Here is a 16198-nt window from a genome sequence, read left to right as displayed (position 1 = left end):
GGCGTCGAATCGTCCAGAACAAGGCGTGAACCGTTGCCGATGTTCTGTAAGTGTTCCTGCCTAATGTCAACTTAACGGCAGAGGGCGAGTTTTAGGCAGCAAGCAACGCTCGCGTCGCCGCCTCGACATCCGCCTGACGCATCAGGCTCTCGCCCACCAGCGCGGCCTGTGCATGCGCCTCTGAAATCGTCGTCATGTCGTCGGGGGTGAAGATGCCGCTTTCGGCCACCAGCAGGGCGCGGACCGGGCTGAGCATGGCCAGGCGGGCGGTCGTCTGCAGATCGACCTCAAAGGTACGAAGTGACCGGTTGTTGATGCCGACCAGATCGCCGCCCAGCGTGCAAGCGCGGGCCATTTCGGCCTCGTCGTGGGTTTCGATAAGGGCGTCCATGCCGAACTGCTCGGCCTCTGCCAGCAACTCGGCGGCCAGGGCGTCATCGATCATGGCCAGGATGATCAGGATGCAGTCGGCCCCCAGGGCCCGGCTCTCGGCTACCTGCCACGGGTCGACCAGGAAGTCCTTGCGCAAACAGGGCAGGGCGGTGGCGTCGCGCGCCTGGACTAGGAAGGCGTCGTCGCCCTGAAAACTGGGGCCGTCGGTCAGGACTGACAGGCAGCTGGCCCCGCCGCGCTCATAGGCGCGCGCCACGGCGGGCGGGTCGAAATCGGCGCGAATCAGTCCCTTGGACGGGCTGGCTTTCTTGATTTCGGCGATCAGGGCGGGGCGACCCGTGTCCTCGACATGCCGCTCCAGCGCAGCGCGAAAGCCACGCGGGGCCGAGGCCGTCGCGGCTTGCGCTTCGATGGCGGACTGGGACGTGCGGGCCTTGCGGGCGGCAACCTCCTCGCGCTTGTAGGCGGCGATCTGGCTGAGAATGTCGGTCATGCCGGGTCGTCCTCAATCGGGGTGTTTGTGGCGGCGACCAGCGCCGCGAGAGCCTGTGCCGCATGGCCGTCGTCGATGACGCGGGCGGCCTGTTCCACGCCGTTGACAAGGTCGGTGGCGCGTTCGCCCACCATCAGGGCAGCGGCGGCGTTCAGCAGGACAATATCGCGATAGGCCCCTCGCTCTCCTTCCAGCAAAGCAGTCAATGCGGCGGCATTGACCTCGGCATCGCCGCCGCGAATGTCGTCAATGGACGCCAGTGGTAGGCCTGCATCCTCAGGCGTGACCGTGAAGCGGCGCACGGTACCATCTTTCCATTCGGCCACCTCGGTGGGGCCCGTGGTGGTCAATTCGTCGAGACCCTGGCCGTGGACAGTCCACGCGCGGGTGGCCCCCAGTCGGCCGAGAACCTCGGCCAAAGGCTCCAGCAGGCGCGGATCATAAACGCCCATGACCTGGCGCTTGGCCCCCGCTGGATTGGACAGTGGTCCCAGCAGGTTGAAGACCGTGCGAAACCCGATCTCGGCCCGCACCGGCCCGACGTGGCGCATGGCCCCGTGATAGGTCGGGGCGAACAGGAAGGCGATCCCGGCCGTCTCCAGCGCGCGCAGCTGCTGGGTGGGTGTCGCGGCCAGGTTGACGCCCAGCATCGACAGCACATCCGACGAACCGGACTTCGAGCTGAGCGCCCGGTTGCCGTGCTTGGCGACCTTCAGGCCCGCGCCCGCCAGCACCAGGGCCGCGGCGGTCGAGATGTTGAAGGTGTGCTGGCCGTCACCGCCCGTGCCGCACGTATCGATCACGTCATAGGGATGATCCAGCGTCAGGGCCGCTTCGCGCATGGCACCGGCAAAAGCGGCGATCTCGTCCACCGTCTCGCCACGGATGCGCAGGGCTGTGACGGCGGCGGCGACCTGGGCCGGGGTCGGCTCGCCGCGCAGACAGGCAGCGAAGAAGGCATGGGCCTCCTCACCGGACAGCACGCGGCCTTCGACCAGCCGCGCCAGCAAGCCCTTCACATCGTCGGCCATGCTCAGACTGTCGCCCGGCGTTTGACGTTGGCCAGGTCCAGGAAATTGGCCAGCAGGTCGTGGCCGTGTTCCGTCGCGATGGATTCGGGGTGGAACTGAACGCCGTGGATCGGGCGCGTCCGGTGGGCCAGGCCCATGATCTCGCCGTCGGCGGTCCAAGCGGTCACCTCCAGCACGTCCGGCAGGGTCTCGCGCTTCACCGCCAGCGAGTGATAACGCGTTGCGGTGAACGGAGAGGGCAGGCCTGCGAACACGCTCTTGCCCTCATGCAGGATGGGCGAAGTCTTGCCGTGCATCAGGGCCTTGGCGCGGATCACGTCGCCGCCGAACGCCTGGCCCATGGCCTGATGGCCCAGGCAGACGCCAAAGATCGGCATGTCCAGAGGAGCGGTGTCCAGCAGGGCCAGGCAGACGCCGGCCTCATTAGGCGTGCAGGGACCAGGCGAAAGCAGGACGGCTTCGGGCTTCAGCGCCCAGGCCTCGGCCGCCGTCAGATCGTCGTTGCGCACGACGCGCGTCTCCGCGCCCAGCTCCGCGAGGTAGTGGACGAGGTTGTAGGTAAAGCTGTCGTAGTTATCGACGACCAGGATCATGCGGGCGGTTCTAGGGGGTGAGGGCGCTTCCGCCAAGGTGCCGCGACAGTAAGCGCCCGTTAACCGTTTCCGTCCGATTTCGGGACAGCGAGACGGAGGGGCCCGTGACAACGATCGATTTCGACAAGGTGCGTCTGTTGCTGACGGTCAAGCCTGCGCCGGCAGGCAGTGCCTATGCCGCCCTGGCCGCGGCCGCGCTTGCCGCCCTGTCTGCCGTCGCCATGGCCGGGGTAATGGTGCTGGGCGCCGGTGTCAGCTTTCCCGACCCCGGCGAGCTCAGCCAGCCGCGCTAGCGATTGCCGAACGGATAGCGCCAAGCGTCCTCGGCGGCCCGCATCGGGGCATTGGCCTTGGCGCGCGTCTCGGCATATTCGGCGGCTGGATCGCTGTCGGCGACGACGCCCGCCCCGGCCTGCACGAAAATCTGACCATCGGTAAACAAGGCGGTGCGCAGGACGATGCAGATGTCCGCCTCGCCGCCCGCCGAGATGTAGCCGACGCCCCCGCCATAGCCGACGCCACGCTTGGTCGTCTCCAACTCGTCGATGATTTCCATGGCGCGGACCTTTGGCGCGCCAGACAGTGTGCCGGCGGGCAGGGCGGCCAGCAGGGTGTCGACCGCGTCTAGGGACGGATCGGCGGCCCCTTGAACCTCCGACACGATGTGCATGACCGAGCTGTAGCGTTCGATGCGGAAGCTCTCGATGACCTCGACCGTACCTGGAGCCGAGACGCGGCCCACGTCATTGCGGCCCAGGTCCAACAGCATCAGGTGCTCTGCCCGCTCCTTGGGATCAGCCAGCAGTTCGGCTTCCAACGCGCGGTCGATCTCTGGAGTTTCGCCGCGCGGGCGGGTACCGGCCAAGGGGCGGATGGTGACGCGGCCATCCTTAAGCCGGACGAGGATTTCCGGGCTGGACCCGGCCAGCTGGAAGTCAACGAAGTTCAGATAGAACAGATAGGGCGACGGGTTCCGCCGACGCAGGGAGCGATAGAAGGCAAACGGATCGCCGTCCCACGGGGCCGAGAAGCGGTGGCTGAGCACCACCTGAAAGATGTCACCGGCGGCGATGTAGTCCTTGGCCTTGGCGACCAGTTCGCCGAAGCCGACCCCATCGACAGGCGAGGCGAAGGGGGCGATGTCGCTCGGGACGGCGGCGGGAATGGCGGGCAGTGGCGTACGCAGGTCCCGCTCGAAGGCATCCAGCCGCTCGACGGCGCGTCGCCAGGCCGTTTCGGCATCGTCTCCGCCATCGGGATAGGCGGCGGCGACCAGGACGATCTCGTGACTGACCGAATCGAAGACCGCGACCAAGGTCGGCCGGGTCAGGACAGCGTCGGGCAGGTTCAGCGGATCGGGATTAGCCTTGCCCAGCGGCTCCAGCAGCCGGACCATGTCATAGCCGAAGACCCCGAACAGACCGGCGGCCATAGGCGGCAGGCCTTCGGGCAGGATGAAACGCGACGCCGCCATCAGACCGCGCAGCGAGGTCAGGGCGTCGACCGCATCGGGTGCGAAGGTTTCGGCAGCGATGGCCGCGCCGCGGGCGACCTCGGCCTGTCCATCGCGGCACCGCCACACGACATCCGGCTCGCGCGTGATAATCGAGTAGCGGCCGTTGACGGCCCCGCCCTCGACGGATTCCAGCAGGAAGGCATGGGGACGACCGTGCCCGACCTTCAGAAAGGCAGAGACGGGCGTCTCGAGGTCGTCCACCAGCCGACGCGTAACGACCTGCGGCCGTCCTTCGGCCCAGGCCTGCGCGAAGTCGACGAACCGTGCCTCGGCGAAGACTGCCGTCATTGCGCCGGGGCAGGTGTGCGGGGCGCGGTCGCCGCACCTGCAGGCGTCTCCTGTGCCGTCTCGGGCAGGCCCAAGGCCACGCGCGCCGCCGGTTCGTCATAGCCGACCTCGATACGGGCAGCCGCCGCCTTCAGCACGGTCTGCAGTACGCCGTTCATGTTCTCCTGGCTGAGCTGCGGGTTGATCTGCTGTGCCAGCGGAGCTGCCAGAGCAGGGGCGGGCGCGGTGATCGCCTCGGTGCGCCCGATGACGAAGCTGTCGTTGCTCTGCTGGGCCGAAAAGACCTCGCCTTTGGCCGTCGTGAAGGCCCCACGGAACACGCCCGGTCCGACCTCGGCCTGGCTTTCGCGGGACATGGCCGTGCGCGTCTGGACCTGAGCCCCGACCGAGGCGGCAACGGCGGCGATGTCTTCACCTCCCCGGACGCGTGCCGCCAGGGCATTGGACTTGTCGGTCAGCAGTCGCGCATTCTCACGCAGCACCCATTGCTGGGCCAGCGGGCCTCGGATTTCGGCCAGAGGCGGCAGGGCCGCGGGCACAATATTGTCCAGCCGAACAACAAAGTACTGGCTGTTGCCGGCGTCGATGACCTCGCTGGCGGCACCCTTATTGAGCGTCCACATGGACTCGAGGATGCGCGGCGGGCCATTGAACTGTGACCCGTTCTGGAAGCGGCCTTCTCGGGTTACCGGCTGCACGGGCAGGGCACGGGCTCCGACCTGGGCGACGGCGTCATCGACGGACTTGCCTTCGCCGCGGGCCGCCTCATAGGCCTGGACCCGGCGGTAAACACCGGCGCGCACGGCCTCGGCCTGCAGTTCCTCGACGATCTGAGGACGGACATCAGCCAGGGTGACAGGCCGACCGGCGGTGATGCCCGTCACCTGTGCCACGACGAATCCGACGCGGGCCTGGATCGGATCGGAGACCTGATTGGCGGTCAGGCCGAACACGGCGGCGGCGATGGCCGGATCCGCCACTGCGGTGCGAGGCGTGTCCGTATAGGTGGCGGGTTGCAGATTGTTGGCCTGGCCCACGGCCTGGGGCGTCTGACCCGCCTTCAGCGCTGCGGCGATGCGGTCGGCCGTGGCGCGATCCGGTGCAGTCAAGGTAGCAAAGGTGCGACGTTCGGGCTGGGCCAAGCTGTCCTGACGCAGGCGGAAACGCTCGGCGACGCGCTCTTCCGTCACGGCGGTCGAGACGTCGGCCGCATTGTCGAACAGGATGACGGTGGCGCTGCGGAACTCGGGATTGCGGATCTGGTCAGCGTTCTCGGCCATGAAGGCCGTCAGTTGGGCATCCGTGGGCGTGCCGGCGGTTCCGGCCATGGCCTGGGTTACCGTGAACCAGCGCGCATCGCGGGTCGCCAGCGACTGATTGGCCAGGACGGCGGAGTAGACGCGAGGCAGACGCGCACCGCCGCCGATCGCAGCGCCGATGTGGCGCTCCATGATGCCGTCGCGCTGACCTTCGTTAAACATCTCCGGTGTCAGACCCCTCTGCTGCAGTTCGGAGACGAAACGTTCTTCGCTGAACTGGCTTGTAAGTGGGTCGAAGAACAGCGGCTGTTGCCGGATAAATTTGGTGATCAGTTCCGGACTGGGTCGCACACCCGCTTTGTAGGCCCACGCTAGAAACCCCAGGCTTTGCGAGCGTTGCCCCAGAATCTGGGCGAGAATGCCAGGGGGTGACAAATCCTCGAAGGAAACTTCGCTGCCAGTCTGCTCTCTTTGCTGTCGCAAAGCGATGTCCATTTGAGATCGAAATTCCAGTGCATCGACGCTGCGGTCGCCGGCCTTGATGATGTGCTTGGGTCCCAGGTTGCCCAGCACGTCCATCTGGGTCCCGCCCGTGACGACCAGGGCCAGGCCCAGCACGACCAATAGCCCGACGGCCCATTTGGATTTGGCGAAGTTGCGGAACAGGGTCAGCATGTATCGGTCCTGGGGGCGCGTCTCATGGGTATGGCTCGGGCTATAGGGCTTCGAACCCCCCGACGGCAAGACGACGTCACGGGATGATGGCCAAAGCCAGGTGCGGGTCTCGCATCTTGCCTTGGCCCCCCGTCGCGACCTAGACAGTCGCGCATGAAACAATCCGTGAAGTTGATCGCCGGAAACTGGAAGATGAACGGCCTTGCCGCCGATCTGGCCGAGGTTGATGCCTTGGTCTCAGAACTGGCGAAGGAGGCCGCAGCCTGCAGGGTCGCCTTGTGTCCGCCCGCCACGCTGGTTCAGCGCATGGCGGACCGCGCGAGAGACACGCTCGTCGACATCGGGGGTCAGGACTGCAGTCCCGAAGCCAAAGGGGCCTTCACCGGCGACATCTCCGCGGCCATGCTGGCCGATGCCGGGGCGACCCTGGTCATCGTCGGCCATTCCGAGCGGCGTCAGGGTCATGGAGAGAGCGATCTGGTGATCGCAGCCAAGGCACAAGCGGCCTTCGAAGCCGGCCTGGCCCCCATCATCTGCGTGGGCGAAACCCTCGAGCAGCGAGAGGCAGGCCGGGCGGTCGAGGTTGTACGTCGCCAGGTAATGCAATCACTGCCTGCGGCCTTGGCGGGTCAGCCGTTTGCCGTCGCCTACGAACCTGTCTGGGCGATCGGTACCGGGCTGACGCCCACGCTACAGCAGATCGAGGAAGTACATCGCGCGGTGCGCAGCGCCATGATCGAGCGGTTGGGTCTGGGTGTCGCGTCTGTGCCGATCCTGTACGGCGGCTCGGTCAAGCCGGATAATGCCGCCGACATCCTGGCCGTGCCCGAAGTCGGTGGCGCGCTGGTCGGGGGGGCATCTCTGAAGGCGGCGGATTTTCTGGGCATCATCCGGGCCGCCTGATCGCCCGAGTCCGTTTGCTCCCTCGCATCATCGATGATAGACGCCGCCGCTTGATCGGCGCAGGCGCGCCACACATATCGGCTGCCATGCTCCAGACCATTCTCCTCGTCGCCATGATCCTCGTCTCGATCGCGCTTGCCGGCGTGATCCTGATTCAGCGCTCCGAAGGGGGCGCGCTCGGCATGGGCGGCGGCCCGTCGGGCATGATGACGGCGCGCGGTGCGGGCAATCTGCTGACCAAGACGACCTGGGTTCTGTCCAGCCTGTTCTTTCTGCTGGCCATCGCGCTGACCATCCTGGGCAACGTCGAGCGTGCCGGTCAGTCGATCGTCGATCCTGACGCGATCGGTGAACTGGCCACGCCACCTTCCGGCCAGACGACACCTGCCGATCAGCCTGCGGCCCCGACCCCCGCCGCGCCGGCCGCGCCGTCTTTGCAGGACCTGGAAAACAGCCTGTCGCAGCCTTCGGCTCCAGCGGCCGCGGCTCCGGCCCAGCCCACTCCGGCTCAATAAGGATGGGCGGGGAGGTTATCCCCGCCTTCCGCTCTCGCCCGAACAGTCTGTCCAGCAACGCCGCCGAATCAGCGGTAAGGTGATCTCCCATGGCCCGTTACGTGTTCATCACCGGCGGCGTGGTTTCCTCATTGGGAAAAGGCCTCGCCTCAGCCGCTCTCGGCGCGCTTCTGCAGGCGCGCGGCTTCAAAGTTCGCCTGCGTAAGCTCGACCCTTATCTGAACGTCGATCCGGGCACGATGAGCCCCTATCAGCACGGCGAGGTCTTCGTGACCGACGATGGAGCCGAGACCGACTTGGACCTCGGCCACTACGAGCGGTTCACGGGCGTGTCGGCGGCCAAGTCCGACAACATCACAACGGGCCGGATCTATTCGACCATCCTGGAGAAGGAGCGGCGCGGGGATTACCTCGGCGCGACCGTGCAGGTGATTCCGCACGTCACCGACCAGATCAAATCCTTCTGCCTGACGCCCGCCCTGACCGATGAGGGTGAGGAGGTCGATTTCGTCCTGGTCGAGATCGGCGGCACTGTCGGCGACATCGAAGGGCTGCCGTTCTTCGAGGCCATTCGCCAGCTCGGCCAGGACCTGCCGCGCGGTCAGAGCTGCTTTGTCCACCTGACACTGCTGCCCTACATCAAGACCGCCGGGGAGATGAAGACCAAGCCGACGCAGCATTCGGTCAAGGAACTGCGCTCCATCGGCATCCAGCCGGACATCCTGCTGTGCCGCTGCGAGTTCCCGATCCCCGAGGACGAGAAACGCAAGATCGGCCTGTTCTGCAACGTCCGGCCGTCTGGCGTGATCCAGGCCATGGACAGCGCGGACATTTACGCCGTGCCCCTCGACTATCACCGCGAGGGGCTGGACGCCGAGGTTCTGGCGCATTTCGGCATGACCGATGCGCCCGCGCCGGACCTGTCGCGCTGGGAAACCATCGCCCAACGCCGCCTGCACCCGGACGGTGAGGTCACCGTAGCGGTCGTCGGCAAATACACGGTCCTGAAGGACGCCTATAAATCGCTGATCGAGGCCCTGCACCACGGCGGCGTGGCCAACAACGTCAAGGTCAACATCGACTGGGTCGAGGCCGACACCTTCGAGGGCGACCGCGACGCCTGCGAGGCGCGCTTGCAGGGAGCCCACGCAGTGTTGGTGCCCGGCGGCTTCGGCGAGCGGGGGTCGGAGGGCAAGATCGAGGCCGCGCGGTTCGCCCGCGAGCGCAACATCCCCTATTTCGGCATCTGTTTCGGCATGCAGATGGCGGTCATCGAGGCGGCGCGGAATCTGGCGGGCTATCCGAAGGCGTCTTCCACAGAGTTTGGCCCGACGACCGAGCCGGTGGTCGGCCTGATGACCGAATGGACGCAGGGCAATCAGCGGGTTCTGCGTCAGCAGGGCGGCGACCTGGGCGGCACCATGCGGCTGGGAGCCTATGACTCGACGCTCAAGCCCGGCTCCAAGATCGCGCAGATGTATGGCACCACCACAATCAGCGAGCGGCACCGCCACCGCTATGAGGTCAACATCAACTACCGCGAGGCCATCGAGGCCAAGGCGGGGCTGATCTTTGCCGGCCTGTCGCCGGATGGCGTTCTGCCAGAGACGGTAGAGCGCGAGGACCATCCGTGGTTCGTCGGCGTGCAGTATCATCCTGAACTGAAGAGCCGCCCCTTCGCGCCGCACCCGCTGTTCGCCGGCTTTATCGAAGCGGCGGTGGTGCAGAGCCGGCTGGTCTGAGCAACTCGATGACGCTCCAGACCGGCACGCCGTGGCAGGTCGCCGCCCTGTATCGCTTTGCGCCGATTGGGGACTGTGCCGCCGTGCGCGACCGGCTGAAGGCGCTGTGCGGGAGCGAGGTGCGCGGCATCCTGCTGGTGGCGACTGAAGGGATCAACGGGACGATCGCAGGGCCGGACGCAGCGGTTCAAATGGTGATCGACGGCATCAAAGCGATGCCGGGATTCAGCGAACTGGACGTGAAATACTCGACCGCCGCCACGCCGCCGTTTCTGCGGCTGAAGGTGAAGATCAAGGCCGAGATCGTGACCATGGGCCAGGTCGGTCTGGACCCCGTGCGCCAGGCCGGGACCTATGTGTCGCCTGAGGACTGGAACGCCCTGATCGCCGATCCGGACACGGTCGTGATCGACACCCGCAATGACTATGAGGGCGCCATCGGGGCTTTTGCCGGGGCCGTGCAGCCCAATACCCGCAGCTTTCGAGAGTTCGCCGACTGGTTCGAGCGCGAGGGCCGCGCCTTGCTGGATCGACCGACCCCGCCGCGCGTGGCCATGTACTGCACCGGCGGCATCCGCTGCGAGAAGTCGACGGCCTATCTGAAGGCCCAGGGCGTGCAGGACGTTCACCATCTGGAAGGCGGCATCCTGCGCTATCTGGAGGCGGTGCCCGAGGAGCAGAGCCTGTGGTCGGGCGAATGCTTCGTGTTCGACGAGCGGGTCGCGGTGGGTCATGGCCTGACCCCCGGTACCCACAGCCTGTGCCGAGGTTGCCGCATGCCGGTCAGCGAGGCCGACCGCGCCTCGACCCACTATGTCGAGGGCGTCTGCTGCCCCCGCTGCCACGACGAGCGCACCGAGACTCAGAAGGCCCGCTATGCGGAACGCAAGCGCCAGATGCAGATCGCCGAGGCGAGGGGCGTGGCCCATATCGGCGAGGTGATGGGGACGGGCCGGAGCGCTGATCCTGCCGAGTGAGGCCTTCGACGGTCAGTCGGCCTTGTCGGCGGACTGGCCCGGCGCGGTCTTGAAGGTGTCGCCGACGACCGTGGCATCCGGCCCGTCTGGGCCAGCGGCCTTACGCGACTTCAGTCCGGTCCGGCGCACCGCCTCATCCGAGGTGGCGGGATCCGGCTTGCCGCCCGGCGAGGCGGCGTTGTCTTGGCGTCCCTGAGTCTGTTTATCGGCCATGGTCCTGATCCCTGAATGAGTGGTCCAGAGCCAACAGGGCTGGGACCAACCGGTTCCCGGAAGGCGGCACCCGCCACGATGATCCGGCTGAGACAGGGTCCAGAAGGGGTTGGTGCCTCCCCCCAAAGAAGGGGTGCCCTTTTTCAGTTTTGAAACGCGGAGTGTCGGCCGGCTGTGAGGCGGGGCCAAGGCCCCATTGAGGCCCAGTTCCGATGATGATGACGATGTGAAAGACCCCTGCACGGCCTGTATCGCCGCCGATATCGCGTGGACTGACAAGGGGAGGGTGCGGGGCGGTTGCAAGGGGGCTAAAGCTGGAAATTCGCGGTCGCTGAGGGACGAGAGTCTCCACTGCGGGGTCGGGAGGGGCGCGAGGATTGGGGTCGGGAAGGCACCATGAACCGACCCCTCCTGCCGCCCGGTTCAGATGGTCGGGATGGTGCCTCCGTCGATCACATACTCCGCACCGTGAATGGCGGAGGCCCGTGTCGAGGCGAGGAAGACGATCAGTTCGGCGACCTCGTCAGGCCTGGCGGCGCGACCCAGCGGTATGCCGCCCAGCCCGTCGAGGACGGTTTGCCGGGCCTCTTCCACCGATCCTCCGGTCTCGGCCGCGATGCGTTGGAGCAAGGCATCGGCCGCCTCGGTCGCGATCCAACCGGGCGATACGACATTGACCCGAACGCCCTTCGGCCCAAGCTCCTTGGACAAAGCCTTGCTGTAGGTGGTCAGGGCCGACTTCGCCGCCGCATAGGCGATCGTGGACTCCGGCAGCGGGAGGGCGCGCTGGATGGAGGCGACATGGACGATGGCCCCCTGTCCTCGCGCGATCATCTGGGATGCCAGCAGCCGATCCAGACGGACGGCGGGCATCAGGTTCAGATCCAGCTCCGTGCGCCAATGATCCTCGCTCAGGGCCGCGAAACCGCCTGCGGGCGACGACGAGCCGCCGACGACATGGGCCATGATGTCGATCCCGCCCAGACGAGTCATCGCCGCCTCGGCCAGGGCCTCGCACCCGTCCAGCGTCAGGAGGTCGGCCTTGACGAATTCGGCCGCGTTCGACGTCGGGGAAGGCTCCCGCGCGGCGGTGATGACGCGGGCCCCGCCGGCCAGGAAGCGCTCCACAGTTGCCCGGCCTGCGCCCTTGGTGCCAGCCGTGACGAGCACTCTCTGTCCCTCGAACTCACTGGGATCAGGACGCGCGGTCACAGCGTGATCCTCAGCGCGCGGATGACATCGCCATCCAGGGTGAAGCGAAAGGTGAACCGCAGCGGGCTGCCTTTGAAGTCACCCACGGTAGGTCCCTCGACCACAACGTGGTCGCCCTCGTGATGCAGGGTGTCAGGGGTGAAGATGGCCCTGCTGGCGACAGTTTCCTGCTGGATCCACGACCGGATCTCGGCATGGCCGACATGACGATGCCGGTCGTCTTCCACGACGGCATCAGGGGCGAAGGGCTGGACCATGCCTTCGAGGTCGAGGCGGGCATTGGCCGCGACATAGTCGGCGATGGGTCTGGGCAGGTCGGGGATCATCGGGCGCTCCGGCATGGCTGTTGTGTCCCGACCAAACTGGAAATAAGCTGTTGAGATGGCAAGTACAGACGAAAAGGTAAGGTACGCACCCGACGGTAAGCGGGTGGACTACACCCCGCAGACGGCCGCCTCGAGTGCCCAGAATGTGATCCGGATTCTGGAGGGACGGTGGAAGCTGGTCATCCTGTTCCAGCTGTTCGGGGCGAACGTCCGGCGCTTCTCGGAACTGGAACGCGCCATTCCCGGTGTGTCGCAGAAGATGCTGATCCAGCAACTTCGACAACTGGAGCTGGACGGCGTCGTCGCGCGTATCGTCCACCCCCAGGTGCCGCCCAAGGTCGAGTATCACCTGACCGAGTGGGGACAGACCCTGTGTCCTGTGCTGGATAAGCTGTTGAACTGGGCCGAGGCGGCACCTGACGCGGTCAGGCAGCGGCTGATCGATGCCGATCAACAGGCACAGGCGGTATCATAGACTGCCTCTCTGGATCGGTGGCGCCTTCGCTACTCCACCGCGTTGAGACGGTTGGGACCGGACGGAGGCGGCAGGATGCGCGGTGAACTGAAGACCTATCAGGCCAAGCGGAAGTTCGGCGAGACGCCGGAGCCGAAGGGCAAGAAGGCCGCGCGCGCCAAGGCGGGGGGAACCTATCTGATCCAGCGGCATGCGGCGACGCGGCTGCACTATGATTTCCGCATCGAGGCGGACGGGGTGCTGAAGTCCTGGGCTGTGACCAAGGCCCCTTCGCGGGACACCTCGGTCAAGCGGCTGGCGGTCGAGGTGGAGGATCATCCGCTGGATTATGGCGGGTTTGAGGGCACGATCCCCGACGGCAACTATGGGGCCGGTACAGTGCAGATGTGGGACACCGGCACCTGGGAACCGCAGGAGCCGGATCTGGAGGCCGCCTGGGCCAAGGGCCAGATCAAGATGGTCCTGCACGGCGAGCGGCTGAAGGGGAAATGGGCGCTGATCCGACTGAAGAGCGATCGGGGCAAGCCGTCCAAACGGAACAACTGGCTGCTGCTGAAGGAAAAGGACGAGCATGCGGTGGCGGGCGAGGGCGATGCCCTGGCCGAGATCGACGCCTCGGTGACGACCGGGCGGTCGCTGGCGGAGATCGCCGAGGGCAAGGCGCAGTGGACCTCGTCCAAGCCGACGGGGCGCAAGGGCCCTGCGAAACCCAAGCCCTCGAAGGCCGCGACGAGCCGCGCGACCAAGCCGCCTGCTTTTGTGCCAATCCAGCTATGCAAGGTCGTGGACCACCCACCCGGCGCGGCGGGGTGGGCGCATGAGATCAAGTTTGACGGCTATCGGCTGCAGGTCGGCATCGGCGGCGGCAAGGCGGTGCTGCGGACCCGCAAGGGGCTGGACTGGAGCGACCGGTTTCCGGACCTGGCGGCCGATGCGGCGGCCTGGCCCGATGCAGTGATCGATGGGGAGCTCTGCGCCCTGGACGATGACCACATGCCGGACTTCTCGGCCTTGCAGGCGGCCATTTCGGACCAGAAGACGGGCGACCTGGTCTATTTCGCCTTTGACCTGCTGTTCGAGGGGGCGGAGGACCTTCGCAAGCTGCCGCTGTCGCATCGCAAGGCGCGGCTGCAGGCCTATGTGGATCGGGTGGGCCAGAAGGCCGGGACGCGGCTACGCTATGTCGAGCATTTCGCCTCGACCGGTCAGGCGGTGCTGGAAAGCGCCTGCCGGATGGATCTGGAGGGGGTGATCTCCAAGAAGCTGGACGCCCCCTATCATGCCGGACCGTCGAGCAGCTGGGTGAAATCCAAATGCAGGGGCCGTGACGAGGTTGTCATCGGCGGCTGGTCGTCGGAAGGCGGGACGCGGTTCCGCTCGCTGCTGGTCGGGGTGAGGGACAAGGGCGGGCTGCGTTATCTGGGGCGGGTCGGCACGGGCTATGGCGATGCGGTGACGAAGGCGCTGGTGCCCGCCTTGAAGGCGGTGTCGGCGGACAAGAGCCCCTTCACCGGCGCAGGCGCGCCCAAGGCGGCCAGGGACATTCACTGGGTCAAGCCGGTGCTGGTCGCCGAGGTCGAGCACGGCGGCTACACCGAAAGCGGCTCGCTGCGCCAGGCGGCGTTCAAGGGGCTGCGTGAGGACAAGACCGCCGCCGAGGTGACGGAGGCCCCGCAGGCTCCGGCTAGCACATTGGCCAAGACGTCGGCACCGAAGACGGAGAAGGCGACCACTACGGTCAAGGCCGCGCCCAAGGCAGGCAAGGGCAAGGTCATCGTGGCGGGCGTGACGATCTCCAGCCCGGACAAGGTGCTGTGGCCCGCGGTCGGCGACCGTCCGGCGATCACCAAGGCGGACCTAGCGCGATACTACGAAGCCGCCGCCGAGCGCATCCTGCCCCACGTCGGCGACCGGCCGACCTCGATCATCCGCGCGCCAGACGGCATCACCGGCGAGACCTTCTTTCAGCGTCACGCCATCGCCGGGTCCAACCCCCGGCTTAAGCTGATCGACGTCAAGGCGCGCACACCTTACGTCGCCGCCGTCGATGTCGGGGGGCTGGTGGCCATCGGTCAGTCGGGCGGACTGGAACTGCATCCGTGGGGCTGTGCGCCGGGCCTTCCCGAAGTGCCGGACCAGATCACCTTCGATCTGGATCCCGACGAGGGGCTGGCCTTCGGCGACGTGATCGCCGCGTCGAAGGTCGTGAAGGCGAAGCTGGAGGCGCTGGGGCTCAAGCCGTTCGTCAAGACCACGGGTGGCAAGGGGCTGCACGTGGTGGTGCCGATCAAGACGGATGCTCGGAGCCGTGTCACCTGGGATCAGAACAAGGCCTTCGCTAAGGCGATGTCCGAGGCGGTTCGAGCCGACGCCCCCGACCGCTTCACCACCACCCTGGCCAAGAAGGCGCGGGGCGGAAAGATCTTCATCGACTATCTGCGCAACGGGCGGATGGCGACGGCGGTCGCGCCCTGGTCGCCGCGCGCCCGGCCGGGAGCGGGGATCGCTTTTCCGCTGTCGTGGGGGCAGGTGAAGGCCGGGCTGGATCCCGCCGCATTCAACCTTTGGACCTATGCGGCCTTGCTGAAGAAGCCCGACCCCTGGGCCGATTTCCGCGCTTCGGCGGTCAGTTTGAAATCGGCGCTGAAAAAGATGGGCGTCTAGGCCGCTGTCTTCTTCTTTGCCGCAGCCTTCCTGGGCGCCGCCTTCTTGGGCGCCGGCTTTTTTGCCGGGGTCTTCTTGGCGGCAGGCGTCTTCGTCCCCGTCGCCGATCCTTTCAGGCTGTTCCGCAATGCGGCCATCAGGTCGATGACATTGGTGTCATCGGGTTCGGCGACATCGACCACGCCCTTGCCGCCCTTGGACTTGGCCTTGATCATCGCGCGCAGGGCGTCGTCATAGCGGTCCTTGAAGTCGGTCGGATCGAAGTCCGCCTCCTTCTGACCGATTATGCGCGCAGCGATCTCGACCATGTCGGGATCGGCCTTCACCGTCGGAATGTCGTCGAAATATTCGTCGGAATCGCGCACCTCGTCATGGGCGCGCAGGGTGTAGGCGATCAGCCCCTTGCCCCGGACCTCCAGCGCCAGCTGGCGCTCCTTGCCGCGCAGGACCAGACAGCCCAGGGCGACCTTCCCCTGTTTCTTCATCGCGTCACGGATGACGGCGAAGGCTTCGACGCCTGCGCCCTTCTCCGGAACGACGAAGAAGGGCGAATCCCAGAACAGGCGGTCGATGTCGGCCTCGTCGACGAACTTGTCGATGGAAATGGTCTTGGTGCTCTCCAGCTTGACCTTGTCGAAGTCGGCGTCTTCGAACAGGACGTATTCGTCCTTGGACACCTCATAGCCGCGCACCAGATCGCTGCGCTCGACCGGCCCGGCGTCCGGGTCGGTCGGCACCATGCGGATGCGATTGTTGGTGTCCGGATTGATGAGGTGAAACCGCACGTCGTTCGTGCTGGTCGTCGCCGTGAACAGCGCCACCGGACAGGTGACCAGCGACAGCTTCAGATGTCCCTGCCAGGTCGGTCGCGCGGCCATGTCGTCTCTCCCGTGAGCCCTCTAAATGCGGCCTGAGGGCAAAGG

General features: G+C 66.4%; 16 protein-coding genes. 7 read left to right on the top strand and 9 right to left on the bottom strand.

From position 1 onward, the window contains the following. Nucleotides 1–91 precede the first annotated feature (91 nt). Genes trpC through ACE3TH_RS00665 form a run of 3 tightly spaced genes read right to left on the bottom strand, consistent with a single transcriptional unit; the run spans nt 92 to nt 2510 of the window. A complete protein-coding gene (gene trpC, locus ACE3TH_RS00675) occupies nt 92–886 on the bottom strand; it encodes an indole-3-glycerol phosphate synthase TrpC (RefSeq protein ID WP_374596416.1) in 795 nt (264 codons plus the stop codon). Further along, complete coding sequence (gene trpD, locus ACE3TH_RS00670; RefSeq protein WP_374596414.1) at nt 883–1917, bottom strand: anthranilate phosphoribosyltransferase; 1035 nt, start codon at nt 1915–1917, stop codon at nt 883–885. Before trpD ends, trpC begins: the two co-directional genes overlap by 4 nt. A 2-nt stretch (nt 1918–1919) precedes the next feature. Beyond that, entirely contained in the window at nt 1920–2510 is a 591-nt protein-coding gene (locus ACE3TH_RS00665; RefSeq protein WP_374596412.1) for an aminodeoxychorismate/anthranilate synthase component II, read from the bottom strand. A gap of 104 nt (nt 2511–2614) precedes the next feature. On the opposite strand from ACE3TH_RS00665, the gene ACE3TH_RS00660 reads away from it, so the two are divergent. After that, entirely contained in the window at nt 2615–2803 is a 189-nt protein-coding gene (locus ACE3TH_RS00660; RefSeq protein WP_374596410.1) for a hypothetical protein, read from the top strand. Here the strand turns inward: ACE3TH_RS00660 and trpE are convergent. Beyond that, entirely contained in the window at nt 2800–4314 is a 1515-nt protein-coding gene (gene trpE / locus ACE3TH_RS00655; RefSeq protein WP_374596408.1) for an anthranilate synthase component I, read from the bottom strand. The genes ACE3TH_RS00660 and trpE overlap by 4 nt on opposite strands. Beyond that, the gene (locus ACE3TH_RS00650) at nt 4311–6248 is read right to left on the bottom strand and encodes a peptidyl-prolyl cis-trans isomerase (protein WP_374596406.1); all 1938 of its coding nucleotides are present in this window, start codon (nt 6246–6248) and stop codon (nt 4311–4313) included. Before ACE3TH_RS00650 ends, trpE begins: the two co-directional genes overlap by 4 nt. A gap of 153 nt (nt 6249–6401) precedes the next feature. Here ACE3TH_RS00650 and tpiA point away from each other — a divergent pair, with 153 nt between their 5' ends. The 4 genes from tpiA to ACE3TH_RS00630 all read left to right on the top strand — a co-directional run bounded on the left by tpiA (nt 6402) and on the right by ACE3TH_RS00630 (nt 10385). Beyond that, nucleotides 6402–7151, top strand: coding sequence for a triose-phosphate isomerase (gene tpiA, locus ACE3TH_RS00645; RefSeq protein WP_374596404.1), 750 nt, complete (start codon nt 6402–6404; stop codon nt 7149–7151). An 86-nt stretch (nt 7152–7237) separates the two neighbouring features. Beyond that, on the top strand, nt 7238–7666 hold the full coding sequence (secG, locus tag ACE3TH_RS00640; protein WP_374596402.1) for a preprotein translocase subunit SecG: 429 nt from the start codon (nt 7238–7240) through the stop codon (nt 7664–7666). 89 nt (nt 7667–7755) lie between these two features. Beyond that, nucleotides 7756–9408: a CTP synthase gene (locus tag ACE3TH_RS00635; RefSeq protein ID WP_374596400.1), complete on the top strand. Its 1653-nt coding sequence runs from the start codon at nt 7756–7758 to the stop codon at nt 9406–9408. A gap of 8 nt (nt 9409–9416) precedes the next feature. Next, on the top strand, nt 9417–10385 hold the full coding sequence (locus ACE3TH_RS00630; protein WP_374596398.1) for a rhodanese-related sulfurtransferase: 969 nt from the start codon (nt 9417–9419) through the stop codon (nt 10383–10385). A 12-nt stretch (nt 10386–10397) separates the two neighbouring features. Here the strand turns inward: ACE3TH_RS00630 and ACE3TH_RS00625 are convergent, their stop codons facing one another. From ACE3TH_RS00625 to ACE3TH_RS00615, 3 genes are all read right to left on the bottom strand, one after another. Next, the gene (locus ACE3TH_RS00625) at nt 10398–10598 is read right to left on the bottom strand and encodes a hypothetical protein (RefSeq protein ID WP_374596396.1); all 201 of its coding nucleotides are present in this window, start codon (nt 10596–10598) and stop codon (nt 10398–10400) included. A gap of 423 nt (nt 10599–11021) precedes the next feature. Next, nucleotides 11022–11810, bottom strand: coding sequence for an SDR family oxidoreductase (locus tag ACE3TH_RS00620; protein WP_374596394.1), 789 nt, complete (start codon nt 11808–11810; stop codon nt 11022–11024). Then, a complete protein-coding gene (locus ACE3TH_RS00615) occupies nt 11807–12136 on the bottom strand; it encodes a nuclear transport factor 2 family protein (RefSeq protein WP_374596392.1) in 330 nt (109 codons plus the stop codon). Before ACE3TH_RS00615 ends, ACE3TH_RS00620 begins: the two co-directional genes overlap by 4 nt. 103 nt (nt 12137–12239) lie before the next feature. Between ACE3TH_RS00615 and ACE3TH_RS00610 the strand changes: the two genes are divergently transcribed. Both ACE3TH_RS00610 and ligD read left to right on the top strand, forming a co-directional pair. Beyond that, nucleotides 12240–12611, top strand: coding sequence for a winged helix-turn-helix transcriptional regulator (locus ACE3TH_RS00610; protein WP_374596390.1), 372 nt, complete (start codon nt 12240–12242; stop codon nt 12609–12611). Between the two features lie 75 nt (nt 12612–12686). Further along, nucleotides 12687–15275 carry a DNA ligase D gene (gene ligD, locus ACE3TH_RS00605; RefSeq protein WP_374596388.1) on the top strand — a complete coding sequence of 863 codons (2589 nt, stop codon included), beginning with the start codon at nt 12687–12689 and terminating at the stop codon, nt 15273–15275. Here the strand turns inward: ligD and ACE3TH_RS00600 are convergent. Continuing rightward, nucleotides 15272–16153 carry a Ku protein gene (locus tag ACE3TH_RS00600; protein WP_374596386.1) on the bottom strand — a complete coding sequence of 294 codons (882 nt, stop codon included), beginning with the start codon at nt 16151–16153 and terminating at the stop codon, nt 15272–15274. The two genes, ligD and ACE3TH_RS00600, sit on opposite strands and share 4 nt — an antisense overlap. Nucleotides 16154–16198 lie beyond the last annotated feature (45 nt).

The sequence above is a fragment of the Brevundimonas sp. genome, from assembly GCF_041919755.1.
GTDB lineage: Bacteria > Pseudomonadota > Alphaproteobacteria > Caulobacterales > Caulobacteraceae > Brevundimonas.
The sequence above is the reverse complement of the archived record's forward strand: the minus strand, read 5'-3'. Positions and strand labels throughout refer to the sequence as shown.

Coding starts and splice junctions, on each gene's coding strand:
- trpC (WP_374596416.1), bottom strand. CDS start 886: ATGACCGACATTCTCAGCCAGATCGCCGCCTACAAGCGCGAGGAGGTT.
- trpD (WP_374596414.1), bottom strand. CDS start 1,917: ATGGCCGACGATGTGAAGGGCTTGCTGGCGCGGCTGGTCGAAGGCCGC.
- ACE3TH_RS00665 (WP_374596412.1), bottom strand. CDS start 2,510: ATGATCCTGGTCGTCGATAACTACGACAGCTTTACCTACAACCTCGTC.
- trpE (WP_374596408.1), bottom strand. CDS start 4,314: ATGACGGCAGTCTTCGCCGAGGCACGGTTCGTCGACTTCGCGCAGGCC.
- ACE3TH_RS00650 (WP_374596406.1), bottom strand. CDS start 6,248: ATGCTGACCCTGTTCCGCAACTTCGCCAAATCCAAATGGGCCGTCGGG.
- tpiA (WP_374596404.1), top strand. CDS start 6,402: ATGAAACAATCCGTGAAGTTGATCGCCGGAAACTGGAAGATGAACGGC.
- secG (WP_374596402.1), top strand. CDS start 7,238: ATGCTCCAGACCATTCTCCTCGTCGCCATGATCCTCGTCTCGATCGCG.
- ACE3TH_RS00635 (WP_374596400.1), top strand. CDS start 7,756: ATGGCCCGTTACGTGTTCATCACCGGCGGCGTGGTTTCCTCATTGGGA.
- ACE3TH_RS00630 (WP_374596398.1), top strand. CDS start 9,417: ATGACGCTCCAGACCGGCACGCCGTGGCAGGTCGCCGCCCTGTATCGC.
- ACE3TH_RS00625 (WP_374596396.1), bottom strand. CDS start 10,598: ATGGCCGATAAACAGACTCAGGGACGCCAAGACAACGCCGCCTCGCCG.
- ACE3TH_RS00615 (WP_374596392.1), bottom strand. CDS start 12,136: ATGATCCCCGACCTGCCCAGACCCATCGCCGACTATGTCGCGGCCAAT.
- ligD (WP_374596388.1), top strand. CDS start 12,687: ATGCGCGGTGAACTGAAGACCTATCAGGCCAAGCGGAAGTTCGGCGAG.
- ACE3TH_RS00600 (WP_374596386.1), bottom strand. CDS start 16,153: ATGGCCGCGCGACCGACCTGGCAGGGACATCTGAAGCTGTCGCTGGTC.